The sequence below is a fragment of the Streptomyces sp. NPDC030862 genome (assembly GCF_055571835.1).
The window spans coordinates 24,175-50,883 of sequence record NZ_JBVIEN010000011.1 but is presented as its reverse complement, the minus strand read 5'-3'; the positions used below and the strand labels follow the sequence as shown (position 1 = coordinate 50,883).

Annotated in this window: 23 protein-coding genes; 12 read left to right on the top strand and 11 right to left on the bottom strand. The window is 73.5% G+C overall.

Features of this window, described 5'->3' with window-relative positions; all coding sequences use genetic code 11:
* Positions 1–189 precede the first annotated feature (189 nt).
* From sucB to ACZ42X_RS27410, 3 genes are all read right to left on the bottom strand, one after another.
* The gene (gene sucB / locus ACZ42X_RS27420) at positions 190–1,995 is read right to left on the bottom strand and encodes a 2-oxoglutarate dehydrogenase, E2 component, dihydrolipoamide succinyltransferase (RefSeq protein WP_468295311.1); all 1,806 of its coding nucleotides are present in this window, start codon (positions 1,993–1,995) and stop codon (positions 190–192) included.
* A gap of 58 nt (positions 1,996–2,053) precedes the next feature.
* Positions 2,054–3,442: a dihydrolipoyl dehydrogenase gene (gene lpdA / locus ACZ42X_RS27415; protein WP_361414375.1), complete on the bottom strand. Its 1,389-nt coding sequence runs from the start codon at positions 3,440–3,442 to the stop codon at positions 2,054–2,056.
* Between the two features lie 304 nt (positions 3,443–3,746).
* Complete coding sequence (locus ACZ42X_RS27410) at positions 3,747–5,270, bottom strand: leucyl aminopeptidase (RefSeq protein WP_468295308.1); 1,524 nt, start codon at positions 5,268–5,270, stop codon at positions 3,747–3,749.
* Positions 5,271–5,619: 349 nt separating this feature from the next.
* On the opposite strand from ACZ42X_RS27410, the gene ACZ42X_RS27405 reads away from it, so the two are divergent.
* From ACZ42X_RS27405 to ACZ42X_RS27385, 5 genes are all read left to right on the top strand, one after another.
* Complete coding sequence (locus ACZ42X_RS27405) at positions 5,620–7,659, top strand: hypothetical protein (RefSeq protein WP_468295306.1); 2,040 nt, start codon at positions 5,620–5,622, stop codon at positions 7,657–7,659.
* A 72-nt stretch (positions 7,660–7,731) separates the two neighbouring features.
* Positions 7,732–9,270 (top strand): GT4 family glycosyltransferase PelF, encoded by a 1,539-nt coding sequence (gene pelF / locus ACZ42X_RS27400; protein ID WP_468295303.1) that lies wholly within the window; start codon positions 7,732–7,734, stop codon positions 9,268–9,270.
* On the top strand, positions 9,271–10,725 hold the full coding sequence (locus ACZ42X_RS27395) for a hypothetical protein (protein WP_468295301.1): 1,455 nt from the start codon (positions 9,271–9,273) through the stop codon (positions 10,723–10,725).
* A gap of 50 nt (positions 10,726–10,775) precedes the next feature.
* Complete coding sequence (locus tag ACZ42X_RS27390) at positions 10,776–11,402, top strand: spherulation-specific family 4 protein (protein WP_468295299.1); 627 nt, start codon at positions 10,776–10,778, stop codon at positions 11,400–11,402.
* Positions 11,402–12,196 carry an endo alpha-1,4 polygalactosaminidase gene (locus ACZ42X_RS27385; RefSeq protein WP_468295921.1) on the top strand — a complete coding sequence of 265 codons (795 nt, stop codon included), beginning with the start codon at positions 11,402–11,404 and terminating at the stop codon, positions 12,194–12,196. Before ACZ42X_RS27390 ends, ACZ42X_RS27385 begins: the two co-directional genes overlap by 1 nt.
* A gap of 9 nt (positions 12,197–12,205) precedes the next feature.
* On the opposite strand, the gene ACZ42X_RS27380 is transcribed toward ACZ42X_RS27385, so the two are convergent.
* Both ACZ42X_RS27380 and cobS read right to left on the bottom strand, forming a co-directional pair.
* The gene (locus ACZ42X_RS27380) at positions 12,206–12,409 is read right to left on the bottom strand and encodes a cold-shock protein (protein ID WP_361414387.1); all 204 of its coding nucleotides are present in this window, start codon (positions 12,407–12,409) and stop codon (positions 12,206–12,208) included.
* A 60-nt stretch (positions 12,410–12,469) separates the two neighbouring features.
* On the bottom strand, positions 12,470–13,255 hold the full coding sequence (gene cobS / locus ACZ42X_RS27375) for an adenosylcobinamide-GDP ribazoletransferase (protein ID WP_468295919.1): 786 nt from the start codon (positions 13,253–13,255) through the stop codon (positions 12,470–12,472).
* A 52-nt stretch (positions 13,256–13,307) separates the two neighbouring features.
* On the opposite strand from cobS, the gene ACZ42X_RS27370 reads away from it, so the two are divergent.
* Positions 13,308–14,084 (top strand): hypothetical protein, encoded by a 777-nt coding sequence (locus ACZ42X_RS27370; RefSeq protein WP_468295296.1) that lies wholly within the window; start codon positions 13,308–13,310, stop codon positions 14,082–14,084.
* On the opposite strand, the gene ACZ42X_RS27365 is transcribed toward ACZ42X_RS27370, so the two are convergent.
* The 3 genes from ACZ42X_RS27365 to ACZ42X_RS27355 form a co-directional block, all read right to left on the bottom strand.
* Positions 13,999–14,733 (bottom strand): hypothetical protein, encoded by a 735-nt coding sequence (locus ACZ42X_RS27365; protein ID WP_468295294.1) that lies wholly within the window; start codon positions 14,731–14,733, stop codon positions 13,999–14,001. The genes ACZ42X_RS27370 and ACZ42X_RS27365 overlap by 86 nt on opposite strands.
* A 154-nt stretch (positions 14,734–14,887) precedes the next feature.
* Positions 14,888–15,958, bottom strand: a complete 1,071-nt coding sequence (gene cobT, locus ACZ42X_RS27360; RefSeq protein ID WP_468295291.1) for a nicotinate-nucleotide--dimethylbenzimidazole phosphoribosyltransferase — start codon at positions 15,956–15,958, stop codon at positions 14,888–14,890.
* Positions 15,959–15,975: 17 nt separating this feature from the next.
* Complete coding sequence (locus ACZ42X_RS27355) at positions 15,976–17,175, bottom strand: bifunctional adenosylcobinamide kinase/adenosylcobinamide-phosphate guanylyltransferase (RefSeq protein WP_468295288.1); 1,200 nt, start codon at positions 17,173–17,175, stop codon at positions 15,976–15,978.
* A 91-nt stretch (positions 17,176–17,266) separates the two neighbouring features.
* On the opposite strand from ACZ42X_RS27355, the gene ACZ42X_RS27350 reads away from it, so the two are divergent.
* Positions 17,267–17,482: a hypothetical protein gene (locus ACZ42X_RS27350; RefSeq protein ID WP_468295286.1), complete on the top strand. Its 216-nt coding sequence runs from the start codon at positions 17,267–17,269 to the stop codon at positions 17,480–17,482.
* 51 nt (positions 17,483–17,533) lie between these two features.
* Here ACZ42X_RS27350 and ACZ42X_RS27345 read toward each other — a convergent pair whose 3' ends face one another.
* The 3 genes from ACZ42X_RS27345 to ACZ42X_RS27335 form a co-directional block, all read right to left on the bottom strand.
* The gene (locus ACZ42X_RS27345) at positions 17,534–18,619 is read right to left on the bottom strand and encodes a S1C family serine protease (protein WP_468295284.1); all 1,086 of its coding nucleotides are present in this window, start codon (positions 18,617–18,619) and stop codon (positions 17,534–17,536) included.
* 73 nt (positions 18,620–18,692) lie between these two features.
* Complete coding sequence (locus ACZ42X_RS27340; protein ID WP_468295917.1) at positions 18,693–19,427, bottom strand: class I SAM-dependent methyltransferase; 735 nt, start codon at positions 19,425–19,427, stop codon at positions 18,693–18,695.
* Positions 19,428–19,486: 59 nt separating this feature from the next.
* Positions 19,487–20,083: a DUF3043 domain-containing protein gene (locus ACZ42X_RS27335; protein WP_468295281.1), complete on the bottom strand. Its 597-nt coding sequence runs from the start codon at positions 20,081–20,083 to the stop codon at positions 19,487–19,489.
* Between the two features lie 256 nt (positions 20,084–20,339).
* On the opposite strand from ACZ42X_RS27335, the gene ACZ42X_RS27330 reads away from it, so the two are divergent.
* The 5 genes from ACZ42X_RS27330 to ACZ42X_RS27310 all read left to right on the top strand — a co-directional run bounded on the left by ACZ42X_RS27330 (position 20,340) and on the right by ACZ42X_RS27310 (position 26,666).
* On the top strand, positions 20,340–21,134 hold the full coding sequence (locus tag ACZ42X_RS27330) for a PspA/IM30 family protein (protein ID WP_468295280.1): 795 nt from the start codon (positions 20,340–20,342) through the stop codon (positions 21,132–21,134).
* 13 nt (positions 21,135–21,147) lie between these two features.
* Positions 21,148–21,435, top strand: coding sequence for a PspA-associated protein PspAA (gene pspAA / locus ACZ42X_RS27325; RefSeq protein ID WP_361414404.1), 288 nt, complete (start codon positions 21,148–21,150; stop codon positions 21,433–21,435).
* A gap of 87 nt (positions 21,436–21,522) precedes the next feature.
* Complete coding sequence (locus tag ACZ42X_RS27320) at positions 21,523–22,767, top strand: sensor histidine kinase (RefSeq protein ID WP_468295277.1); 1,245 nt, start codon at positions 21,523–21,525, stop codon at positions 22,765–22,767.
* On the top strand, positions 22,764–23,438 hold the full coding sequence (locus ACZ42X_RS27315; RefSeq protein WP_468295275.1) for a response regulator: 675 nt from the start codon (positions 22,764–22,766) through the stop codon (positions 23,436–23,438). Before ACZ42X_RS27320 ends, ACZ42X_RS27315 begins: the two co-directional genes overlap by 4 nt.
* A gap of 120 nt (positions 23,439–23,558) precedes the next feature.
* A complete protein-coding gene (locus tag ACZ42X_RS27310) occupies positions 23,559–26,666 on the top strand; it encodes an efflux RND transporter permease subunit (protein WP_468295272.1) in 3,108 nt (1,035 codons plus the stop codon).
* The last annotated feature ends 43 nt before the right edge of the window (positions 26,667–26,709 follow it).

Sequence of the window (26,709 nt, the reverse complement as noted above, 5' to 3'; positions counted from 1 at the left end):
GCGGCTGCGGCGGTCGATCGCCATTATTCCGCCCGGTCAGCGCCTGTGGCTGCCCCGGGGCGCGAGACACCTGTCACGCGACGGCTCACGCGACGGCTCACGCGGCGGCTCACGCGACGACGGCGCCCCCGGCCGGAGAGTTCCGACCGGGGGCGCCGTCGTCATGTCCCGTACGCCGGGAGGGGCGGGCTACAGGCCGAGGTCGACCTCGAACTCGCCCGCTTCCAGGATGGCCTTGACGGCCGTCAGGTAGCGCGCGGCGTCGGCGCCGTCCACCAGGCGGTGGTCGTAGGAGAGCGACAGGTAGGTCATGTCGCGCACCGCGATGGTCTCGCCCAGGTCCGGGTGGTTGATGACCACCGGACGCTTGACGGTGGCGCCGATGCCCAGGATGGCGACCTGGTTCGGCGGCACGATGACCGTGTCGAACAGCGCACCGCGCGAGCCGGTGTTGCTGATCGTGAAGGTGGCGCCGGACAGCTCGTCCGGGGTGATCTTGTTGCCGCGGACCTTGCCCGCGAGCTCCGCGGTGGCCTTGGAGATGCCCGCGATGTTCAGGTCGCCGGCGTTCTTGATGACCGGCGTCATCAGACCCTTCTCGGAGTCCACGGCGATGCCGATGTTCTCCGAGTCGAAGTACGTGATGGTGCCCTCGTCCTCGTTGATCCGCGCGTTGATGACCGGGTGGGCCTTCAGCGCCTGCGCGGCGGCCTTGACGAAGAACGGCATCGGGGACAGCTTGACGCCCTCGCGGGCGGCGAACGCGTCCTTGGCGCGGGCGCGCAGCTTCATCAGCTTGGTGATGTCGACCTCGACGACCGAGGTCAGCTGGGCCTGCGAGTGCAGCGCCTTCATCATGTTGTCGCCGATGACCTTGCGCATCCGGGTCATCTTGACCGTCTGACCGCGCAGCGGCGACGCCTCCAGCGCCGGCGCCTTGGCGGCCGGAGCGGCGGCGGCCGGAGCGGCCGCGGCGGGGGCCGGGGCAGCGGCGGCGGCCTTGGCGGCCTCGGCGGCGGCCAGGACGTCCTGCTTGCGGATGCGGCCACCGACGCCGGTGCCCTTGACGGCCGACAGGTCGACGCCGTTCTCGGCGGCGAGCTTGCGGACCAGCGGGGTCACGTACGCGCCCTCGTCCGCCGGCTGTGCGGGCGCGGCGGGCGCGGCGGCGGCCGGAGCCGGGGTGACCGGAGCCGGAGCCGGAGCAGGGGCGGCGGGCGCGGCGGGAGCCGGAGCAGCGGCCGGAGCCGGGGCCGGGGCGGCCGGGGCCTCGGCGGGAGCGGCGGCCGGAGCAGCGGGGGCCTCCGCGGCGGGAGCGGCGGCCGGAGCCGGAGCCTCCTGAGCCGGGGCGGCCGCCGGAGCGGCACCCGCGGCGCCGATGACGGCGAGCTTGGCGCCGACCTCGGCGGTCTCGTCCTCGCCGACCACGATCTCCAGCAGCACACCGGAAGCCGGGGCCGGGATCTCGGTGTCGACCTTGTCCGTGGAGACCTCGAGCAGCGGCTCGTCCTCCGTGACCTCCTCGCCGACCTGCTTCAGCCAGCGGGTGACGGTGCCCTCGGTGACCGACTCGCCCAGCGCGGGCAGCACGACGTCGGTGCCCTCGGCGCCGCCGGCCGGAGCGGCGGCGGGAGCCTCGGCAGCCGGAGCCGGAGCCTCGGCGGCGGGGGCCTGGGCAGCGGGGGCCTCGGCAGCCGGGGCCTCCGCGGCGGGTGCCTCGGCGGCGGCCGGGGCCGGAGCCTCGGCCGGGGCACCGGAGCCGTCGTCGATGATGGCCAGCTCGGCGCCGACCTCGACCGTCTCGTCCTCGGCGACCTTGATGGAGGCCAGGACGCCGGACGCGGGGGCGGGGATCTCGGTGTCGACCTTGTCGGTCGACACCTCGAGCAGCGGCTCGTCGGCCTCGACGCGCTCGCCCTCGGCCTTCAGCCAGCGGGTGACAGTGCCCTCGGTGACGCTCTCGCCGAGCGCCGGCAGGGTTACGGAAACCGACATGGTTTCAGTTGCTCCTAACGAATTGCGGTAAGTGGTCGTCGCGCCCGGACTGAGCGGATCAGTCGTGGGAGTGGAGGGGCTTGCCGGCCAGCGCCAGGTGAGCCTCGCCGAGCGCCTCGTTCTGCGTCGGGTGGGCGTGGATGAGCTGCGCGACCTCCGCCGGCAGCGCCTCCCAGTTGTAGATCAGCTGCGCTTCGCCGACCTGCTCGCCCATGCGGTCACCGACCATGTGGACGCCGACCACGGCACCGTCCTTGACCTGCACGAGCTTGATCTCGCCCGCGGTCTTGAGGATCTTGCTCTTGCCGTTGCCCGCGAGGTTGTACTTCAGAGCGACGACCTTGTCCGCGCCGTAGATCTCCTTGGCCTTGGCCTCGGTGATGCCCACGGAGGCGACCTCGGGGTGGCAGTACGTCACCCGCGGCACGCCGTCGTAGTCGATCGGAACCGGCTTCAGGCCGGCCAGCCGCTCCGCGACGAGGATGCCCTCGGCGAAGCCGACGTGCGCGAGCTGCAGGGTCGGGACGAGGTCGCCGACGGCCGAGATCGTGGGCACGTTGGTCTGCATGTACTCGTCGACGAGGACGTAGCCGCGGTCCATCGCGACGCCCTGCTCCTCGTACCCGAGGCCGGCGGAGACCGGGCCGCGGCCGATGGCGACGAGCAGCACCTCGGCCTCGAAGGTCTTGCCGTCCGCCAGGGTGACCTTGACGCCGTTGTCGGTGTACTCGGCGCTCTGGAAGAAGGTGCCGAGGTTGAACTTGATGCCGCGCTTGCGGAAGGCGCGCTCAAGAAGCTTCGAGCTGTTCTCGTCCTCGACCGGGACGAGGTGCTTCAGGCCCTCGATGACGGTGACGTCGGTGCCGAAGGACTTCCACGCCGAGGCGAACTCGACGCCGATGACGCCGCCGCCCAGGATGATCGCGGACTCCGGGACCCGGTCCAGGGTCAGCGCGTGGTCCGAGGAGATGATGCGGTTGCCGTCGATCTCCAGGCCCGGGAGGGACTTCGGTACGGAACCGGTGGCGAGGAGGACGTGGCGGCCCTCGACCCGCTGGCCGTTCACGTCGACGGAGGTGGGGGAGGAGAGCCGGCCCTCGCCCTCGATGTACGTCACCTTGCGGGAGGCGACCAGGCCCTGCAGGCCCTTGTACAGGCCCGCGATCACGTCGTCCTTGTACTTGTGGACGGCCTTGATGTCGATGCCCTCGAAGGTGGTGAGCACACCGAACTGGTCGGCCTCACGGGCCTGGTCCGCGATCTCACCGGCGTGGAGCAGGGCCTTCGTGGGAATGCATCCGTTGTGCAGGCAGGTGCCGCCGAGCTTGTTCTTCTCGATCAGTGCGACGTCCAGGCCCAGCTGCGCACCCCGCAGGGCCGCGGCGTAACCGCCACTGCCACCGCCGAGGATCACTAGGTCGAAAACGGTGCTGGCGTCGTTCGCCACGTCACGTCCTCCATGCATGTGCGCCGGTCGCCGGGCCCCCGGCCTCGGGGGATGACCGGCCTGTCGGCTGGTGTTCGGCCGCTGATTCTTCGGCCCTGTGGTGGGGGCCCTGTCCTGCCGAGAACCCATCTTCGCACTTGTTGCCGGAACAAGAGACGCCGGGCCAGGCTCTGAGACGGCGGATCGTCCACGCGCCCGGGCCGCCGACGCGTACGAACCTACGGATTCCGTCGCGCCCGGACCGACGGCGTACGGCCCCGGAGCCATGCTCCGGGGCCGTGGCCCGAACCGAGCCCTGAAAAGATCAGCCCAGGTCGCCGGCGGCCACCCGCTCCGCGAGCTTCACCAGGGTGCGGACCGCCGAGCCGGTGCCGCCCTTGGGGGTGTAGCCGTAGGGGCCGCCCTCGTTGAAGGCGGGGCCCGCGATGTCGAGGTGGGCCCACGGGATGCCCTCGCCGACGAACTCCTTCAGGAACAGGCCGGCGACCAGGCCGCCGCCCATCCGCTCGCCCATGTTCGCGATGTCGGCGGTCGGGGAGTCCATGCCCTTGCGCAGCTCGGCGGGGAGCGGCATCGGCCAGGACTGCTCGCCCGCCTCCTCCGCGATCTCGTGGACCGCGGTGCGGAAGGCGTCGTCGTTGGCCATGATGCCGAAGGTGCGGTTGCCGAGCGCCAGCACCATCGCGCCGGTGAGGGTCGCGACGTCGACGATGGCGTCCGGGTGCTCCTCCGAGGCGCGGGTGAGCGCGTCGCCCAGCACGAGCCGGCCCTCGGCGTCGGTGTTGAGCACCTCCACCGTCTTGCCGCTGTACATGCGCAGCACGTCACCGGGGCGCAGGGCGGAGCCGGACGGCATGTTCTCGGCGAGCGCCAGCCAGCCGGTGATGTTCACCTCCAGGCCGAGGCGGGCGGCGGTGACGACCGCGGCGAACACCGCGGCGGCGCCGCTCATGTCGCACTTCATCGTCTCGTTGTGGCCCGCCGGCTTCAGGGAGATGCCGCCCGAGTCGTACGTGATGCCCTTGCCGACCAGCGCCAGCGTCTTCTCCGCCTTGGGGTGCGTGTAGGCGAGCTTCACCAGCCGGGGCGGGTTCGCGGAACCGGCGCCGACGCCGAGGATGCCGCCGTAGCCGCCCTTGGTGAGGGCGCGCTCGTCGAGCACCTGCACCTTGATGCCGTGCTCCTTGCCGGCCGCGGTGGCGATGGCGGCGAAGGCCTCGGGGGTGAGGTCGTTGGGCGGGGTGTTGATCAGGTCGCGGGCGCGGTTGAGCTCCTCGGTGAGCGCGACGGCGCGCTCCGCCGCCGCCTTGTACGCCTTGTCGCGGGGCTTCGCGCCCAGCAGCGCCACCTCGGCGAGGGGACCCTTGGCGTCCTTGCCCTGCTCGCGGTACGCGGTGAAGGCGTACGCGCCCAGCAGCGCGCCCTCCGCGATGGCCTCGGCGTCCTCGACGGCCTCGACGGGCAGCGCGAAGGCGGCCTTCTTCGTACCGGCGAGGGCGCGGGCGGCGGTGCCGGCGGCGCGGCGCAGGGTCTCGGCGGTGTAGGTCTCGTCGTCCTTCTCGGGCGCCTGGCCGAGGCCGACGGCGAGCACGACCGGGGCCTTCAGGCCGGCCGGGGACGGCACCTTGGTCACCTCGCCGTCGGCGCCGGAGGCACCGAGGGTCTCCAGGACGTCGGCGAGCTTTCCGTCGAAGGCCTGGTCGACGGCCTCGGCGCCGGGTGCGACGACGAGCCCCTTGCCGCCCTGCGGGCTCTTGGCGACGCCGACGACGAGGACGTCGGCGCGCAGTGTCGCCGCGCCGGCGGTGCTGAGAGTGAGAGCAGTCACGGTGGTGAAATCTCGCTTCCGTTTGAGTGGTCGGGCGGCGTGTGCGGCTGGCGTACGGCCATGGCACGGCCGAGATGCGGTCGAGGGGTGGGCCGACCTTGCCCGTCGCATCGTAATTCGGCCCAGGGAACGCCGGGGACGAGCCTACGCGCGCACTCCCGTCTCGCTCACGGCGGCGGCAATTCACTCATGCGTGGTGTCTCTTTCACGTTTGCCACCCCATATGGGTGAGAGCTCGGTCACACTCTGCTTAATCCTGCAAGGGAGCGATCCGGCCCTTTGCATCATCTCCACAGATCCCCGGGGCGCCCCCACGCGCGCCGGCGGGTCCCGCGAGGGGGGAAAGACCATGCACGTCCACGGATTCCGCGCCGGGCGCACGGCGACCGCGCTGCTCGCCGCGGTGCTGCTGACCGGCGCGCTCCCGGCGGCCGGCGCGGCGGCCGCGCCCACGCCCCGCATCGACCTCACGGTGCTCGTCGTGGACGACGGCGGCGGCGCGGTGGAGGCCCTCACCGCCGAACTGAAAGGTTCCGGCACGCCGTACCGCGTGGTCCGCCTCGGCGACCCGGGCCGCCCCGTCATCGACGCGGCCTTCCTCGCCGACACCGTCGACGGGCGCCCGCGCGCCAAGTACCAGGGCGTGGTGCTGCCCGACGAGGCGCCCCAGGGGCTGTCCGCGGCGGAGCGGGACGCGCTCGCCGCGTACGAGCGGACGTACGCGATCCCGCAGGTCGACGCGTACACCTGGGCCCACCCCGGCGTCGGCCTGGAGTACACGGACGACGGCGGCCGCTCCGGGGTCTTCGACGGCGTGGAGACCGCCCTCACCGCCGCCGGGAAGGCGGGGCCCTTCCGGTACCTCGACGGGCCGGTCGTCTTCGAGGACAACGACCCGGACGTCTCGGAGAGTCACGGGTACGCCGGCCGGCCCCGCGCCGGATACACCAGCTACCTGGACGTGGCCACCGGTGACGGCGGCGGCCGGGCCAGCCTCCTCGGCGAATACGCCCACGACGGGCGGCGCGAGCTCGTCGTCACCTTCGCCTACAACCGGCACCAGCGGCAGTTCCGCGCCCTGGCCCGGGGCATCGTGGAATGGCTGACTCAGGGCGTACACCTCGGACAGAGCCGGAACTACTTTTCCGTCCATGTCGACGACGTCTTCGCCCCCGACGCCCGCTGGGACACCGTCCGCAACTGCACGCCCGGCGACTTCGACTGCCCGGGCGGCGACGGCGAGGGCACGCCGCCGATCCGCATGACCGCGGCCGACGCGCAGTACGCCGCCCAGTGGCAGCGGGCGAGCGGCCTCACCCTCGACATGGTCTACAACGCGGGCTCCGGCGAGGAGTGGAAGGCCGAGCACGGCGGCAGCGACCCGCTCACCGCCCAGCTCCTCGCAGACCGGGCGCAGTACCGCTGGGTCAACCACACCTACACGCACCCCTTCCTCGGCTGCGTCCAGGACACCTCCACCGTGCCGTGGCGGTGCGCCAAGGACGCGTACGGCAACATCCGGTGGACGAGCCGCGCCGAGATCGCCACCCAGATCCGCGACAACCACACCTGGGCCGTGAACAAGGGCCTCGCCGTCGACCGCACCGAGCTCGTCACCGGCGAGCACTCCGGCCTGAAGACCCTGCCGCAGCAGCCCGCCGACAACCCGAACCTCGCCGGGGCGCTCTCCGACACCGGGGTCCGCTGGATCGCGAGCGACAACTCCCGAGAGCCGCGGCAGCGGCCCGTGGGCGCCGCGAGGACCGTGCCCCGCCACCCGATGAACGTGTACTACAACGTCGGGACGGCGGAGGAGATGGCCGACGAGTACAACTGGATCTACACCTCCGAGGAGGACGGCGGCAGCGGCGTCTGCGCGACCAACCCCGCCTCCACCTGCCTCGACGAGCCGCTCGACGTACGCACCGGGTACGCCGAGCACATCGTCCCGCAGGAGGCCCGCACCGCGCTGGGCCACGTCATGGCCAACGACCCGCGCCCCCACTACGTCCATCAGTCCAACCTCGCCGAGGAGCGGCTCCTCTATCCCGTCCTCGACAAGGTCCTCGCCGACCACCGCGCCCTGTTCGCGGAGAACACCCCGCTCGTCAACCCCCGCCACCGCGACATCGGTACCGAACTGGCCCGCCGCGCCGCCTGGGACCAGGCCCTCGCGGACGGCAAGGTCACCGCGTACCGCATCGGCACCACCGTCACCGTCAGGGCGCCGGCCGGTGTGACCGCCCCGGTCACCGCGCCCGAGGGGACCCGCCGGCAGCAGCTGCTCGGTACGACGGCGTTCGGCACGCCCTATGCCGGGGCCCGCTCCGCCTGGACCGCTCCCGACACCTTCCAGACGGCGATCACCCTCACACTGCCGACCGCCTGACCAGCGCCACCAGCACCGCCGGCGCCACCGCGCCACCAGCGCCTGACGAGCTCACTCCCGGGGGGGAACCGAATGCCGACCACAGGCCGCCATGTCACCATGCTCACCGAAGGCACCTATCCGCACGTCCACGGCGGCGTCAGCACCTGGTGCGACCAGCTCGTCCGCGGCATGCCCGAGGTCGACTTCCAGATCCTCGCCCTCACCGGCAGCGGCCGCGAGCCCGTCACCTGGGAGCTCCCGCCCAACGTCTACCGCCACACCGCCTTCCCGCTGTGGGGCCCGGCGCCGGGGCGCGGACGGCCGCTGATCGGGCGGGAGCGGCGCCGCTTCACCGACACCTACGAGCGCTTCCTGCTCTCGATACTCGACCCGTCCGCCGGCTGCGACTTCGGCGAGGGCCTGTACGCCCTGGCCGCGCTCGCCCGCCGCGGACGGCTCTCCTCCGCCCTGCGCTCCGAATCGGTGCTGCGGTCGCTGATGTGGATATGGACCATGCCGCACCTGCGGACCGCCGCCGCCCGCCCCACCGTCCACGACGCCCTGACCGCCACCGACCTCCTCGAACACGCGCTGCGGCCGCTCGCCGCCCGCATCCCCGCCGACAGCGTCGCCCACGCCGTCTCCAGCGGCCTCGCCACCCTCCCCGCACTCGCCGCCCAGCACCTCGACGGCGTACCGTTTCTCCTCACCGAGCACGGCATCTACCTCCGCGAGCGCTACCTCGGCTACCGCACCGAGGCCCAGCGGTGGCCCGTCAAGGCGCTGATGCTCGGCTTCTACCGGGAACTCAACTCCCTCGGCTACCGCAAGGCCGACCTCATCACGCCCTGCAACCAGTACAACCGGCGCTGGGAGGAGCGCGGCGGCGCCCCCGCCGACCGCATCCGCACCGTCTACAACGGCGTCGACCCGCACGCCTTCCCGCTCGCCGGCCCCGAGCCCGCCGTGCCCACCCTCAGCTGGTGCGGCCGCGTCGACCCCATCAAGGACCTGGAGACCCTGATCCGGGCGTACGCCATCGCCCGCGCGGAACTGCCCGAGCTGCGCCTGCGGTTGTTCGGGCCCGTCCCGGCCGGGAACGAGGACTACCGCACCCGGCTGGAGAAGCTCGCCGCCGAACTGGGCGTCACGGACGGCATCGTCTACGAGGGCCGGATCTCCGACGTGGCGTCCGCCTACGCCGCGGGCAGCGTGGTGATGCTCTCCTCCATCAGCGAAGGGTTCCCCTTCTCGCTCATCGAGGCCATGTCCTGCGGCCGGGCCACCGTCTCCACCGATGTGGGCGGGGTACGCGAGGCCGTCGGCGACACCGGACTCGTCGTCCCGCCGCGCGAACCCGCCGTCATGGCCGAGGCCGTGCTCACGCTGCTGCGCGACGGGGAGCGCCGCGCCGAGCTCGGGCGCAGGGCCCGGCAGCGGGTCGTCGACCGGTTCACGCTGCACCGCTCCGTCGACGGTTTCCGCCGCATCTACCGCGAGCTCGCCGGGGTCCCGGAGGTGCCCGTGGCGGAGCCGGACGACTGGACCCTCCAGCTGCGTATCTCCGACCCGCCCCCTGCCTTCGCCGGGGGGACCCCCAGGCACCGCGAGCTCGATCGGACGATGTGAATGAGCGGCTCCCTCTGGCTCACCCCGCCCGCCGCGGGCGCCACCGACACCCTGCCCTCCCTCCCCCGTCAGCGGCCCAGCTGGGCCGCTCCCGATCCGCTCGACGAACTCGCCCACCGGCTGGAGGACCTGATAGCGGCCGCCGTCCACCCCGACGAGATAGCCGCCATCCTCGAATCCGACGGCATGACCGACGACCACATCCGGCTCACCTACGGCCGCCCCGACTCCTTCGCCCTCGCCGAAGACCTCTACGCGCGCGTGGAGCGCCGCTTCCCCGAACCGGACGGCCCGCCCACCGACCCTTGGCACACCGGCCTCGGCGGCTGCCTCCTGCGCGGCCTGGTCTTCGCCCTGCCCGGCCTCGCGTACGTCCTCGGCGCGCCCCTCCTCGCGGGCCCGCCCGGTGCGCTGGGCCTGTCCGCCGGAACGGTTCCGCTGCTCGCCGGGGCCGTCACCGGCTGGGTCTGGAACCAGGCCCTCTCCCACCGCGCCTACTCCTGGCTCGGCCTCGGCGACCGCCAGGCCGCCGCCCGGGCCCTGCTCACCGGCGCCCCGGCCGGAGCCCTCGCGGGCGCGGTCGTCGCCGTCGCCGCGACCGGGCCGGGGGAGTGGGGCGCCGCCGCCTTCGCGGCCGGACAGTCGCTGTACCTGGCCGCCGCGACCGTCCTGCTGGTCCTCGACCGCGAGAAGGCCCTGCTGGGCGCGCTGCTGCCGCTGGCGGCGGGCGCCCCCGTCGCGTTCTGGTACGACCCGCCGCTCGCCGTGCGCACCGCCCTGCTGCTCGCCTCGCTCGTCGCGGCCGTGGCGCTCGCGCTGCGGGTGCTCCTGCCGCTCGCCGCACCCGGCGTGCCCGGGAGGGCCGCGCCCCGGCTCGCCGCGTCGCTGCCGTACGGCCTGTTCGGGCTCGGCACCGGCGGGCTCGTGCTGTACGCCGCGCTCGGCGACGTCCTCGCCGACGGGCCCGGCGCGGCGGTGGCGGCGCCCTCCGCCGTGGCGCTCACCCTCTCGATGGGCCCCGCCGAATGGCTGCTGCACCGCTTCCGCAGCGAGAGCCTCGCCGGGCTGCGGGCCAGCACCAGCGCCCGCGCCTTCCGCCGCACCACCGCGACCACGCTGGCGCTCTGCCTCACCGCGTACCTCACCGTCCTGCTGGCCCTCGCCGCCGGCGGGACGCTGCTGTGGCCGGGCGCGCCCGCCCTGGACGGGCTCCGGCTGGTGTCGCTGCTGCTCATCGGGACCGTCCTATGGGCCGCCCTGCTGCTGCAGTCCTTCGGCGCGGCGCTCAGCGCGGCGCTGGTGTGCGTGGCGGCGACCGGCGCCCAGACGGTGTCCCTGGCGACGGGCGCGGGCGACCCGCAGGCGGCCGGCGCGGTCATCACCGGGGCCGCGGCCGCGGTACTGGCCGTCCTCGGCTGGGTACTGCTCGGACGGGCGACCACCCACCGCACTTGAAGCACGCGCACCTGAAGCACGCGCACCTGAAGCACGCAAAGGAAACGCCCGTGGACCTCCTGGTGCCCTACTACGAGCACCCCGCCGACCGCCCCGCCGAATGGGACGCCATCATCGCGGCCGCGCCGCTCCTCTACGGCGTCGTGCTCAACCCCGCGAGCGGCGCCGGCCCGGCCCCCGACCCCGCCTTCGTGACCGTCGCCGACCGGCTGCGCGCGGCCGGGGTGTGCGTGCTCGGCTACACCGACACCGACTACGGCCGCCGCCCCCACGCCGACGTCCTCACCGACCTGGTCCGCCACCGCGACTGGTACGGCGCCGACGGCGCCTTCCTCGACCAGGTCCCCACCGATCCGCACCTCGCCCCGCACTACCGGCGCCTGGGCGTGGCCGCCCGCGCGGCCGGCGCCGCCACGCTCGTCCTCAACCACGGGGCGCACCCCCACCCCGCGTACGCCGAACTGGCCGACCTGCTCGTCACCTTCGAGGGCCCCTGGGACGCCTACCGCGCCCTCGACCTCCCGGTCGCCGACCACTACTGCCACCTCGTCTACGCCGCCCCGCCCGACGCCGACGCCCGTGTCACCACACGCGTCCGGTGCGCCGTCCCGGGCGCCGGCGCCCACCCCTGGGGCACGCTGCCGCACGCCCTGGCCGGCGGCGGGAGGCGCGCGTGATGCGCCGCGCCCTGCTGTTCGTCGCCGCGCTGCTGCTGCTCGCGACGGGGTGTACGAGCCCCTCCGACCCGGCGCCGCCCACACCGCACGAGGGGCGGCGCTGGCAGCCGGCCCCGGGGCAGCCCTGGCAGTGGCAGCTCAGCGGCCGCCTCGACCCGGCCGTCGACGTACCCGTGTACGACATCGACGGCTTCGACCACCCCCGCGCCACGGTCGACGACCTGCACCGGCGCGGCCGCAAGGTGATCTGCTACCTCTCCACCGGCGCCTGGGAGGACTGGCGGCCCGACGCCGCGACGTTCCCCCGGGAGGTCATCGGGCGCGGCAACGGCTGGAAGGGCGAGCGCTGGCTCGACATCCGCCGCACCGACGTCCTCGAACCGCTGATGGCCGCCCGCCTCGACATGTGCCGGACCAAGGGCTTCGACGCCGTGGAGCCCGACAACATGGACGGCTACGCCAACGACACCGGCTTCCCGCTCACCGCCGCCGACCAGCTGCGCTACAACCGCCTCATCGCCCGCCTCGCCCATGAGCGCGGTCTCGCCGTCGGCCTGAAAAACGACCTGGACCAGATCCCCGATCTGGTCCAGGACTTCGACTTCGCGGTCAATGAACAGTGCGCGCAGTTCCGCGAGTGCGAGCGCCTGCGCCCCTTTCTGACGGCGGGCAAGGCCGTCTTCCACGTGGAGTACGAGCTCCCGACCCGGGCGTTCTGCCCGCAGGCCGAACGGCTGCGGACGAGCTCGATACTGAAGCGGTACGAGCTCGACGCCTGGCGAGAGCCCTGCTGAGCGGCCCCGTCAGGCCGGGCTGACGTTCTCGGCCTGCGGGCCCTTCGGCCCCTGCGTGACGTCGAACTGCACCTTCTGGCCCTCGTTGAGCTCGCGGTACCCCGTGCTGGCGATGGCCGAGTAGTGGACGAACACGTCGGGACCGCCGCCGTCCTGCTCGATGAAGCCGAAGCCCTTTTCCGCGTTGAACCACTTCACAGTGCCGGTTGCCATGATCACTCTCCTTCGTTCTCGCTCCCCGACTACCAGGATCCGGCGCGGCTCAAACCCGTCTTAGCCCAATGTCAGCACCACCAGCACCACCGTCGCCGCCGTCTCCGCCACCGCCCCGAAGACATCCCCCGTCACCCCGCCGAACCGCCGCACACAGCGCCGCAGCAGCGCCTCCGCCACCACCAGGGCCAGCAGCCCCGCCAGTACGTGGCGCAGGGCGTCGTACGGCCCGAACAGCGCCCCGGCCCCGGCGGCCGCGCACCCCATCAGCGCCACCACGCCGAGCGCGGCCCGCCCCGGCACCGTCCCCGCCACCACCGCGCCCAGCCCCTCGGGCCGGGCCGCCGGCACGGAGGCGCGCGAGGCGAGGGTGAGCGCGGCCCGGGCGACCGTGCCGCCCAGGGCCGCCGCGACCGCGCCGTACGCCCAGCCCTCCCCGTACAGCTCGTACAGCGCGGCCACCTGGGCGAGCAGGACGAAGAGCAGCGTGATGACGCCGAAGGGACCGATGTCCGACTGCTTCATGATCCGCAGCGCGTCCTCGGCGGGCTTGCCGCTGCCGAGCCCGTCCGCCGTGTCCGCGAGCCCGTCCAGGTGCAGGCCCCGCGTCAGCACGGCGGGAACGGCCGCCGAGGCCACCGCGGCGAGCAGCGGCCCCGCGCCGAGCAGCAGGGCCAGGCCGCCGGCCGCCGCCGCGCACAGGCCCACCACCAGTCCCGCCAGCGGCGCGGCGAGCATTCCGGCGCGGGCCGCCTCACGGTCCCAGCGGGAGACGTGGACGGGCAGCACGGTGAGGGTGCCGAAGGCGAAACGTATGCCGTCGAGGCGTGTACGGGTGCGGGGCATGGTCACCGGGCGCAGGGTAGTCGCTAGGAGGCGCGATCATGGAGGGAGCGGGATGGGTCACTGGTTCTACCGCAACATCGTCGAGCCGGGGAAGCTGCCCCTGCTCCTCGCCCTGTCGTCCTTCGTCCTGACCTTCCTGCTCACCCGGGTGGTCACCCGGCTGATCCGGGCCGGGAAGGGGCCCTTCCGCAACGTCACCCCGGGCGGGCTGCACATCCACCACGTGATTCCGGGGGTCGTGCTCACCCTGATCGGCGGTTTCGGGGCGGTCGCCGTCGACCGGCGCGGCGCCGCCTCCATCGTCTGCGCGGTGCTCCTCGGCATCGGCGCGGGCCTGGTCCTCGACGAGTTCGCGCTCATCGTCCACCTGGACGACGTCTACTGGACCGAGGAGGGCCGCAAGAGCGTGGAGGTCGTGGTCCTCACCACCGCGCTGCTCCTGCTCGTCCTGCTCGGCTTCTCACCGCTCGGCGTGGACGAGGTCACGCCCGAGGAGCGGCAGAGCCGCAGCAGTCTCCTGATCAACTTCGGGCTCAACTTCCTCTTCGTGCTGGTCACCCTCTTCAAGGGGAAGTTCCGGATGGCGATCATCGGCCTGTTCGTGCTGCCAATCGCGATCTTCGGCGCCCTCCGGCTGGCCCGCCCCGACTCCCTGTGGGCCCGCCGCCTCTACCGCCGCAGGCCCCGCGCCCGCGCCAGGGCGGGCCTGCGCGCCTACCACCACGACCGCCGCTGGAACGCCGTCAGGCACCGCTTCCAGGACCTGATCGCCGGGGCGCCGGACCGGGTCCAGCAACTGCGCCGCCCGGGCGGCGACCGGCGGCGCTGAGCGCGAGGACCTCCCGGACCGCACACGCCACGAGCACCGCCCCGATCGCGGCCAGGTGCTCCTTGCCCGCGAGGTTGTTCTTGAAGACCACCTCGACGATCATCGCCAGCACGACCAGGCCGCCGGTGAGCCAGGCCCGGTACCGCCAGCAGACGACGACCGCCAGGCCGACGACCGCTGCCGACGGGCCGGTGTCGACGACGTGCGCGTCCGACGCCGGCAGCCCGAGCCCCAGCGGCGCGTCCGGCCCGAGCGCGATGCCGATCCGCGCGTACAACGTCCCGGCCAGCGTCGCGGCGTACGCGACGAGCAGCGTGCGCGGCCGCCCCAGGCAGATCTCGGCGATGCCGAACACCAGCAGCACCTGCGCCAGCGCGCCCCACACCGGCAGGTGCAGCGCCGGTACGAACAGGGAGAGGGGCGTACGCAGCAGCGCGAGCCACAGCGGGTCCTCGGCCCGGACCGAGCCGATGCCCTGGATGAGGCCGTAGCCCCAGGACTGGTTCTGGACAAGCTGGAAGAGCCCGGTCAGCGTGACGGCGCACAGCGTCAGCGGGATCGCTCGCCACCCGCGGGTGACGAGCCCCGCGCGTACCGCCGCGTACAGGGATCCCCACTCACGGCGCAGCGCACGGCGGACGAACGGCATGGGGACTCCAGGGGGTGGTCGGCACGGCGTCGAGCAGTCGAGCATTCGAGAGGTCGAGAGGTCGAGCACGTGCGAAGACCGGCGCGGCGGCCGGGAAGTTGCCAGGCCGCCGCGTGATCCCCATCTCTCCGCCGGAGAGGTCGGTCCGGAGAGGTCAGTCCCGCTCGGGTGGAGGGCTCGGTTCACTCGCCGGCAGCTCCGCCGCCAGCGCCGCGGCCGCCTGGACCAGCGGCAGCGCGAGCAGCGCCCCGGTGCCCTCGCCGACGGTCACGCCGTGGTCCAGCAGCGGGTTGAGCGCCATCCGGTCCAGCGCCTTGCCCTGCGCCGGCTCGCCGCTCACCTGGCCCGCCAGCCACCAGTCCGGCGCCCGGAACGCCGCCCGCTGTGCGACCAGCGCGCACGCCGCCGACACCACGCCGTCCAGGATCACCGGCATCCGGCGGACCGCGCTCTGCAGGAGGAAGCCGGTCATCGCGGCGAGGTCCGCGCCGCCGACCGCCGCCAGCAGCTCCAGCTGGTCGCCCAGCACCGGGCGCGCCCGGCGCAGCGCGTCGCGGACCGCCGCGCACTTGCGCATCCACGCCAGGTCGTCGATCCCGGCGCCGCCCCGGCCGGTCACGACGGAGGCGTCCGTACCGCACAGGGCGGCGATGAGCGTGCTCGCGGGCGTGGTGCCGCCCACGCTGAGGTCGCCCAGCACCACCAGGTCCGTGCCCGAGTCGGCCTCCTCGTCGGCGATGGCCATGCCCAGGCGTACCGCCTGCTCGGCCTCCTCCGGCGTCAGCGCGTCCTCGATGTCGATCCGGCCGCTGCCGCGCCGCACCCGGTGGCGTACCACGTCCTCGGGCAGCAGCTCCGGGTCGCAGTCCAGGCCCGCGTCGACGACTCGCACCGGGACGTCCATCCGCCGCGCCAGCACCGCCACCGGGCTCGCCCCGTCCAGCACGGCGCGCACCAGCGCGTGCGCGCCGCCCGCGGGCCGGCCCGACACGTCGAGGCCGGCCACTCCGTGATCCCCGGCGAACAGCACCACGCGCGGCCGGTCGATCGGCCGCACCGGGACGGCCCCCTGGGCGGCCGACAGCCACTCGCCCAGCTCGTCGAGGCGGCCCAGCCTGCCGGGCGGGACGGCGAGGCGCTCCCGGCGTTCCTCGGCGTCACGCCGCGTGGCGCTGTCGGGGCGCTCGATCAGTTCGGAGAAGTCGTCGAGATTCAGCCTGCTCATTCGCTGAACAGTACCGGTCACCCGCGGAGCACGAGGGCCTGACCGGCGACGACGTACAGGACGTGCTCGCACTCGTCCGCGAAGGCCGCGTTGAGCCGTCCGAGCTCGTCGCGGAAGCGCCGCCCGGCGGCGCTCGCGGGCACCACCCCGGCGCCCACCTCGTTGGTCACCGCCACGACCGTACGGCGCGTGGCGCGCACCGCCGCGACCAGTTCGGCGACCCGCTCGCGCAGCGCGCGCTCACCGCTCGCCGCCCAGGTGCCGTCGTCCCACGCCCCGACCCGGTCCATCGCGTCCGTCAGCCACAGCGACAGGCAGTCGATCAGCAGCGGCGGCCCCTCGCCGCGCAGCAGCGGCGCGAGCTCGCAGGTCTCCTCGGTGTGCCAGGACCCCGGACGCCGGTTGCGGTGCGTGCTCACGCGGGCCGCCCACTCGGCGTCGCCGTCACGGGTGCCGCCCGTCGCGACGTACACCACCTCAGGGAAGGCCTCCAGGCGCCGCTCGGCCTCCAGCGACTTGCCCGAGCGGGCCCCGCCGGTCACCAGCGTCCGGCGCGGTATGTCCGGGACGTCCTGGTAGTCGCCCACGAGCAGCGTCGTCCCGTCCGGCACGGCCCGCGCCCCGGCCGCCGCCAGCCGCCGGTCCAGCTCGGGCCCGGGCGGCACCTCGTGGCCCAGGTGGACGGCGACGACGTCGGTGGCGGCCCCGATCGCACCGGCGCCGCGCAGCCGGGCCACCCCGTCCGGCCGCCCCACCACGTCGCCCACGACCATGTCGTACGCCGTCCCGGCCTCGCTCACGCCCGCCGGGGCGCCGCCCGGCGGCAGGTACAGCAGCCGCAGCCCGTCCGGGGAGGTGACCTCGTACCCGGTGCCCGGCGCGTCCATCGGCACGGCCCGCACCCGGTGCCCGCTGATCAGCGTGAGCTCCCGCCCGTCCGGCACCCGCCCGGCCGCCGGCAGCCCGGCGGGCAGCTCCACGGCCGGTCCGTCGTGCGGGTGCGTCAGCAGCACCTGCCGTACGCCGCCGAGCGACCGTCCGGCCCGTGCGGCGGCCAGCGCGGCCCCGGGCGTCAGATCGAGCAGCAGCGCCCCGTCCACGAGCAGCGCGGTCGCGGCACGCGCGTCCGCGCCGCGGGCGGTGGCGCAGCGGGCGCAGGGGCAGTCGGGGCGGGGCAGCCCGTCGGGGGCGCCGGTGCCGAGGAGAGTCAGTTCCACAGGGATGATCCTCCCGTGTCCCCGCACGGGGTGCGCGCCCGGCTACGCTGCGGGCAGGAAACCGATCACCTGGTGAACCCGGGAGGCGCACATGGCATGGACGTGGCGATTCGAGAGGTCCGACGGCACGGAGGTCCAGCCGGCAACCCAGCCGGAGGAGTTCACCACCCAGGGCGACGCGGAGTCCTGGCTCGGTGAGACCTGGAAGGACCTCCTCGACGAGGGCGTGGAGCAGGTCCACCTCTTCGAGGACGAGACGAAGATCTACGGCCCGATGAGCCTGCGCGCGGCCGAGGCCGCGGAGTAGCCACCCCCTGGAGGGCGCGGGGGGCGCCGCGCGGACGGGCGCCGGGGAGGCTCACATCTCGCCGAGCGTCACCGTCACCGTCCCCCGCCGCCCGTCCCTCAGGTACGTCACCGGCACCCGGTCGCCCGGCTTCGCGGACGCCAGCGCCTCCAGCAGCGAGGTGATCGTGGTGATGTCCGTGTCACCGACGCGGGTGATGATGTCGCCGGCCCGCAGCCCCGCGTCCGCCGCCGCCCCGCCCCGCGCCACCTCGGCGATCGCCACGCCCGCCGGCCGGTAGTCGTCGTCCAGGACGGTGCGGCCGGAGATGCCGAGGGCCGCGCGGCCCGAGTGCGTGACCCGGCCCGTGCGGACGATCTGGTCCGCGATCGTACGGACCATGGAGGACGGGATCGCGAAACCGATCCCCGGCGCCGTACCGCCGCCCATGCCCGGTTCGGTGGCCGCCAGCGTCGGGATGCCGACGACCTCACCCGCCAGGTTGACCAGCGCGCCGCCGCTGTTGCCCGGATTGATCGCCGCCGACGTCTGCACCATGTTCCCGATGGTCGCGCCCGTCCCGCCGCCCGCGCCGCCCTCGCTCACCGTGCGGCCGGTCGCCGACACGATGCCCTGCGTGACGCTGCCGGACAGCCCCAGCGGCGAGCCCATCGCCAGCACGATCTGGCCCACCTCGACCTTCGACGAGTCACCGAACCTCGCCGGCTTCAGCCCCGGCGGCGGCGCGTCCAGCCGGATGACCGCGAGATCCTGCTCGGGGTAGCTGGAGACCAGCCGGGCGGCCAGCACCTCCTCGCCCGTCGCCACGGTGACCCGGAACGACCGCTCCCCGCCCACCACGTGAGCGTTCGTCACGATGTGGCCCCGCTCGTCCCACACCACCCCGGAACCGATCCCCTGCCCCGCCTCGATCTGCACGACCGACGGCAGGACGTCCCGGATGACGTTGCGGTAGTCCTCCTCCAGCTCCCCGGCCGCCCGGCCGGCGGCCGCGGGCGACACGGCGGGCGTGGCGGCGGGCGGTGCCGCGCGCGGCGCCGGGGCCACGCAGCCGCCCAGCAGCACGGCGGCGGCGGTCACCGGCAGCAGCGGCACCAGCACGCGTACGGCGGCGGTCACGTTCACGGTCAGGGCCATGCCGCGAGTGTCCTGCGGAACCTCCCGCCACGGCCCGCCCAGCGCGTCCGATTCAGCGATCAGGGGGCGGGGCTCAGCCCCGGACCCCGCACAGGTGCAGCAGCGCCGCCACCCGGCGGTACGGGTCCGTGCGGCCCGCGCGGTCCTCCGCCGCGAGGAGCAGCTCCAGCTGCTCGGCGGCCGGCAGGCCCTCTTCGTTGGGTACGTTGTCGGTGAAGACCCGCACGCCGTACCAGGCGTGCAGCGGCGCCGCGATCCCCGCGAGCGTCGCCGTCAGCGCCCCCAGCCGGTCGGCCCGCACCGGCAGCCCGAGCCGGTTGACGTAGGCGTCCGACTCGAAGGCCGCAAGCGCCCCGGACCAGTCCCCGGCCAGCCCGGGCCGCATCGCCAGCGCGTCCGCGTTCCGTACGAGCAGCGACAGCAGGCCGCCCGGCGCCAGCATGCGGGCGAGGCCCGCGAGCATGGCGTCGCGCTCCTCCACGTACATCAGCACGCCGTGGCACAGCACCACGTCGAAGCTGCCCGGCAGGAAGTGCACGCCGGTCTCCCGGCCGTCGCCCTCGATGAGCCGGACCCGCTCCCGGATGCCCGCCGGCTCGGTCGCCAGCGCCTCCCGGGCGTACCGCAGCATCTCGGGGTCGGACTCCAGCCCGGTGACGGTGTGCCCCGCCCGGGCCAGGCGCAGGGCCTGCGTGCCCTGGCCCATGCCGACGTCGAGCACCCGCAGCCGCTGCCCCACGGGGTAGCGGGCGGTTATCTGCTCGTCCAGCTGGCGGGCGACGAGCTCCTGGCGGACCGTGTTGCGCAGTCCGCCGAGCCCGTCGAGCCAGCTCCCCGAAGCGCCTCCGAAACCGGAGACCTGGGTGCTCAGGGCCGCTCTCCGCGCTTGACCTGCGGCTTGGGCAGCCGCAGTCGGCGCATCTGGAGCGTACGCATCAGGGCGTACGCGATCGCGCCCCGCTTGGGCTCGTTGGGGAAGCGCTCGCCCAGCTGCTTCTTCAGCCGGATCCAGATGCCGACCGAGTCCACCACGATCATGGCGATGACACCCAGCCACAGCAGCAGGGCGATGTTCTGCATCTGCGCCGACCGGACCATGGACAGGACCAGGATCACCACGGCCAGCGGCAGGAAGAACTCGGCGACGCAGAACCGCGAGTCGACGAAGTCGCGGACGAAGCGGCGGACCGGGCCCTTGTCACGGACGGGCAAGTAGCGCTCGTCGCCGCTCGCCAGCGCCTCGCGCTGCTTGGCCAGGTCCGCGCGGCGGGCCTCGCGCTGGCGGCGCATGGCCTCCTTGCGGTCGGTCGGTACGGTCTGCGCGCGGCGGCGCTGCGTCTGGGCCTCACTCCGCTTCGGGGTCGGGCGGCCCTTGGGGGCCTGGGGGTCGCGGGGCTGCTTGGAGAGGTCCGCCGTCACCTTGTCGGTGGGGGCCTTCTCATCCTTCGAACGGCTACGGAACACAAAGCCCAAGGGTACGGGGTACCCGGCATGCGCCCCACCCCCGCGGGGAACGATCCGGCAACGGCCTGCGTCCACCCGTACAAGGGATCCCGCCGGAACCCCTACTCCTTGCGCCGGATCATGAGCCGTCCGCAGTCGTCCTTGGGGATGAGCGCATCCCCGCTCGAACAGTGCGGTAATGGATGCAGGGCCCGTACTGTGGGTTCTGTTGGAGTGCTGGAGCCGAAGTCCGTCACGAAGGGGGCGCGCGAAGCCCATGAGCGGTGTCATGAAGCGTATGGGGATGATCTTCCGCGCGAAGGCCAACAAGGCCCTTGACCGGGCCGAGGATCCGCGCGAGACCCTCGACTACTCGTACCAGAAGCAGCTGGAGCTGCTCCAGAAGGTCCGCCGCGGCGTCGCCGACGTGGCGACCTCCCGCAAGCGCCTGGAGCTCCAGCTCAACCAGCTCCAGTCCCAGTCGGCCAAGCTGGAGGACCAGGGCCGCAAGGCGCTGGCGCTGGGCCGCGAGGACCTGGCCCGCGAGGCGCTGTCCCGCCGGGCCGCGCTCCAGCAGCAGGTGACGGACCTGGAGACGCAGCACCAGACCCTCCAGGGCGAGGAGGAGAAGCTGACGCTCGCGGCGCAGCGGCTCCAGGCCAAGGTGGACGCCTTCCGTACGAAGAAGGAGACCATCAAGGCCACGTACACCGCCGCCCAGGCGCAGACCCGGATCGCCGAGTCCTTCTCCGGCATCTCCGAGGAGATGAGCGACGTCGGCGTCGCCATCCAGCGCGCCGAGGACAAGACCGCGCAGCTCCAGGCGCGGGCCGGCGCGATCGACGAGCTGCTCGCCTCCGGCGCGCTCGACGACCAGTCCGGGCTCCAGAAGGACGACATCCAGGCCGAGCTGGACCGTCTGTCGGGCGGTACGGACGTGGAGCTGGAGCTCCAGCGCATGAAGGCGGAGCTCGCCGGGGGGTCCTCCTCTCAGCAGGCCATCGAGGGCGGTGCCACCCCGCAGGACCAGGAGCGGCAGCAGTCCTCCCAGCCCCGGTTCGACAAGCAGTAAGGACGGTCGCGTCATGATCGTGAGGATCATGGGGGAGGGCCAGCTGCGGGTGGCGGACAGCCACTTCGCCGAACTGAACAAGCTCGACGACGAACTGCTCGCCGAGATGGAGAACGGCGACGGGGAGGGCTTCCGCCGCACGTTCCACGCCCTGCTGGACACGGTGCGGACGCTGGGGGAGCCGCTTCCCGACGACTCCCTCGAACCGTCCGAGCTGATCCTGCCCGCGCCCGACGCGACGCTCGACGAGGTCCGCGCGATGCTGTCCGAGGACGGACTCATCCCGGGCTCGGCGGCCTGACACCGCGGCACGCCCCCCGCACGTCCAACGCCTCGACGCCCCGCCCCGGTCCCCCGGGCGCGGGGCGTCGCCGTACCGTTTCCTGTCGTGACGTCCCCCGGAAGACCGCCCGGAACACCGCCCGGAACCCGGCTCGCGCGCGGCCGGCGCTGGCTGCGCGAGCACCCCCTCGCCTTCGACGCGGCCCTCGCCGCCGCCGTCCTCGCCTGCATGGTCGCCGGCTCGTACGCCGATCCGCACGGTCACCCCCACGGGCCGACCTTCGGCGAGCGCACCCCCGACGCGCGCAGCGTGCTGCTGATGCTCGCCGGGGCCGCGGCCCTGGTGCGGCGGCGGCGCGAGCCCCTGCCCGTCCTGCTGATCACCGGCGCCCTCTCCGTCGTCGAGTTCGCCGCCGGGGACCCGGCCGCGCCCGTGGCGATGAGCGCCGTCGTCGCGCTGTACACCGTCGCCTCGCGCACCGACCGGCCCACCACCTGGCGGGTCGGGCTGGCCACGATGACGGTGCTCACCGCGACCGCCATGCTCCTCGGCTCCGCCCCCTGGTACGGCCAGGAGAACCTCGGCGTCTTCGCCTGGACCGGCATGGCGGCCGCCGCGGGCGACGCCGTACGCAGCCGCCGCGCCTTCGTCGACGCCATCCGCGAGCGCGCCGAACGCGCCGAACGCACCCGCGAGGAGGAGGCCCGCCGCCGGGTCGCCGAGGAGCGGCTGCGCATCGCCCGCGACCTGCACGACGTGGTCGCGCACCACATCGCGCTCGTCAACGTCCAGGCCGGGGTCGCCGCCCACGTCATGGACAAGCGCCCCGACCAGGCCAAGGAGGCCCTCGCGCACGTCCGCGAGGCCAGCCGGTCCGCCCTCGACGAGCTCCGCGCCACGGTCGGCCTGCTCCGCCAGTCCGGCGACCCGGAGGCCCCCACCGAACCGGCGCCCGGTCTCGCCGTCCTCGACGAGCTGCTCGCCACCTTCCGGCACGCCGGCCTGCCGGTGCAGCTGGCCCGCACCGACCAGGGCACCCCGCTGCCCGCGGCCGTCGACCTCGCGGCGTACCGGATCATCCAGGAGGCGCTGACCAACGTGCAGAAGCACGCGGGCCCGGACGCCAGGGCCGAGGTGAGCGTCGTCCGGGTCGGCCGGACCCTGGAGGTGACGGTCCTCGACGACGGCGTACCGACGCCCACGCAGGAGAGCGGCGGCCACGGCCTGCTCGGCATGCGGGAGCGCGCCACCGCCCTCGGCGGCACCCTCACCGCCGCCCCCCGCTACGGAGGCGGCTTCCGCGTCCACGCGATACTTCCGCTCACCGCAACCACAGGGGAGGCCGTGTGACCATCAGGGTGCTGCTCGCCGACGACCAGGCACTGCTGCGCAGCGCGTTCAGGATCCTGGTGGACTCCGAGCCCGACATGGAGGTCGTCGGCGAGGCGGCGGACGGCGCCGAGGCGGTCGCGCTCGCCCGGACGGAGCGGGCCGACGTCGTCCTGATGGACATCCGGATGCCCGGCACGGACGGCCTCGCCGCCACCCGCCTGATCAGCGCGGACCCGGACCTGGCGGGCGTACGCGTCGTCATGCTGACGACCTTCGAGGTGGACGAGTACGTGGTCCAGTCGCTGCGCGCCGGGGCCTCCGGCTTCCTCGGCAAGGGCGCCGAGCCCGACGAGCTGCTGAACGCCATCCGGATCGCCGCCGCCGGGGAGGCGCTGCTCTCACCCGCCGCGACGAAGGCCCTGATCGCCCGGTTCCTCACCCAGAAGGACACCGCGGAGCCGTCCACGTACTCCGAGCGCCTCGCCGCCCTGACCGTACGGGAACGGGAGGTCCTGGTCCTCGTCGCCGGCGGCCGCTCCAACGACGAGATCGCCGACCGCCTCGAAGTGAGCCCCCTCACCGTCAAAACCCACGTCAACCGCGCCATGGCCAAGCTCGGCGCGCGCGACCGCGCCCAGCTGGTCGTCACCGCGTACGAATCGGGGTTGGTACGCCCCAGGGCGGAGTGAACGAGTACTCCATCCGGTGTACGCCGGGGATAAGCAAACGGGACCTGGGGGCGACGGAACCCTCCCCTCCATGGCTGATCGTGTGAAAGACCTGCCGATCCGCCACAGAAGAGAGACCCCATGTCCTGGCTGTCCAGATTCAGCCTCGCGCAACGGGCCCTGGTCGGGCTGATATCGATCGTGGCGATCGTCTTCGGGGCGATCGCCATCCCGCAGCTCAAGCAACAGCTGCTGCCCTCCATCGAGCTGCCGATGGTGTCAGTCCTCGCCCCCTACCAGGGCGCGTCCCCCGACGTGGTCGAGAAGCAGGTCGTCGAACCGCTCGAGTCCACCATCAAGGCCGTCGACGGCATCAAGGGCGTCACCTCCACGGCCAGCGAGGGCAACGCCCTCATCATGGCCACCTTCGACTACGGCGACGCGGACACCAAGCAGCTCGTCGCCGACGTCCAGCAGGCCGTGAACCGCGCCCGCGTGCAGCTACCCGACACCGTGGACCCGCAGGTCGTGGCCGGTTCGACCGACGACATCCCGACCGTCGTCCTCGCCGTCACGTCCACCAAGGACCAGCAGGCACTCGCCGACCAGCTGGAGCGGACCGTCGTCCCGGCCCTGGAGGACATCGACGGCGTCGGCCAGGTGTCCATCGACGGCGTCCAGGACCTCCAGGTCTCCATCACGCCCGACGACCGCAAGCTCGCCGCGGCCGGCCTGAACGCCATGACCCTGGCCGAGGCGCTGAAGGCGGGCGGCGCCACCGTCCCGGCCGGCTCCTTCTCCGAGGCGGGCCAGAGCCGCACGGTCCAGGTCGGCGGCGGCTTCACCTCCCTGGAGCAGATCCAGGACCTGCGGATCAAGCCCGCGGAGGGCGACGCGGTCCGCCTCGGCGACCTCGCCACCGTGAAGCAGGAGGAGTCCCGCCGGGTCTCCCTCACCCGGACGAACGGCAAGCCGAGCCTCGCCGTCATGGCCACCATGGACAACGACGGCAGCGCCGTCGCCATCTCCGAGGCGGTCAAGGACAAGCTGCCCGAGCTGCGCGAGGACCTGGGCTCGGGCGCCGAGCTGACGGTCGTCTCCGACCAGGGCCCGGCGGTCTCCAAGTCGATCTCCGGCCTGACCACCGAGGGCGCCCTCGGGCTCCTCTTCGCCGTCATCGTCATCCTGGTCTTCCTGGCCTCGCTCCGCTCCACCCTGGTCACCGCGGTCTCCATCCCGCTCTCCGTCGTCCTCGCCCTGATCGTGCTGTGGACGCGGGACCTGTCGCTCAACATGCTGACGCTGGGCGCCCTGACCATCGCCATCGGCCGGGTCGTCGACGACTCGATCGTGGTGCTGGAGAACATCAAGCGGCACCTCGGCTACGGCGAGGAGCGCCAGGCGGCGATCCTCACGGCGGTGCGCGAGGTGGCGGGCGCCGTCACCTCCTCCACCCTCACCACCGTCGCCGTCTTCCTGCCGATCGGCCTGGTCGGCGGCATGGTGGGCGAGCTGTTCGGCTCGTTCTCCCTCACCGTCACCGCCGCCCTCCTCGCCTCCCTGCTCGTCTCGCTGACGGTCGTCCCGGTCCTGTCGTACTGGTTCCTGCGCGCCCCCAAGGGCACGTCGGCGGACCCGGAGGAGGCGCGCCGCAAGGCCGAGGAGAAGGAGAACCGCAGCGTCCTGCGACGCATGTACGTGCCGGTGCTGCGGTTCGCGACCCGCCGCCGCCTCACCAGCGTGGCCCTCGCGATCGTCGTCCTCGTCGGCACCTTCGGCATGGCCCCGCTGCTGAAGACGAACTTCTTCGACCAGGGCGAGCAGGAGGTCCTCTCCATCAAGCAGGAGCTGCCCGCCGGCACCAGCCTGGAGGCGGCGGACGCCGCGGCGAAGAAGGTCGAGAAGGTCCTGGCCGGCGCCCCCGAGGTGAAGGACTACCAGGTCACCGTCGGCTCCTCCGGCTTCATGGCGGCTTTCGGCGGCGGTACGGGCGCCAACCAGGCCTCCTACCAGGTGACGCTCGCGGACTCGGCCTCGTACGAGAAGGTCCGCGACCACCTCGACGCCGAGCTCGGCAAGCTCGACGGCATCGGCGACACGACCATCGCCGCCGGCGACGGCTTCGGCAACCAGGACCTGAGCGTCGTGGTCAAGGCCGCCGACGCCGCCACCCTGAAGAAGGCCGCCGACCAGGTGCGCACCGAGGTCGCCGAGCTGGACGACGTCACCGACGTCCAGAGCGACCTGTCGCAGTCGATCCCGCGCGTCTCGGTCAAGGCCAACGCCAAGGCGGCCGAGGCCGGGTTCAACGACGCCGCGCTCGGCATGGCGGTCGCCCAGGCGGTACGCGGCACCCCGGCGGGCAAGGCGATCCTGGACGACACCGAGCGCGACATCGTCATCACCTCCGCCGCGCCGGCGCGGACGATGGCCCAGCTCCAGCAGCTGCCGCTCGGCCCGGTGAAGCTCGGCGACATCGCGGAGGTGAAGCTGGTCCCCGGCCCGGTCTCGATGACCCGTATCGACGGCTCGCGGGCCGCGACCATCACGGCGAAGCCGACCGGTGACAACACGGGGGCGGTGAGCGCCGCGCTCCAGTCGAAGATCAACGCACTGGACCTGCCCGACGGGGCCACCGCCACCATCGGCGGTGTGTCCGAGGACCAGGAGGAGGCGTTCGCCAACCTGGGCCTGGCGATGCTCGCGGCCATCGCGATCGTCTTCATGCTGCTGGTGGCGACCTTCAAGTCGCTGGTCCAGCCGCTGATCCTGCTGGTCTCCATCCCGTTCGCGGCCACCGGCGCCATCGGCCTGCTGGTCGCCACGGGCACGGCGATGGGCGTCCCGGCGATGATCGGCATGCTGATGCTGATCGGCATCGTGGTCACCAACGCCATCGTGCTGATCGACCTGATCAACCAGTACCGGGCGCAGGGCCTCGGCGTCATCGAGTCGGTCATCGAGGGCGGCCGCCACCGCCTCCGCCCGATCCTGATGACCGCCCTGGCGACGATCTTCGCCCTGCTCCCGATGGCGCTCGGCATCACGGGCGAGGGCGGCTTCATCGCCCAGCCGCTCGCGGTGGTGGTGATCGGCGGCCTGGTGACGTCCACGCTGCTCACCCTGCTGCTGGTCCCGACGCTGTACGCGATGGTGGAGCTCCGCAAGGAGCGCCGCCGCACCAAGCGCGCCGCCCGCGCCGCCCGTGCCGCGGAGCGCGAGCCGGAGCGGGCCCCGGCCGGGGTCTGATCAAACGCCGAGGGGCGCCCCGCATCGGCGGGGCGCCCCTCAC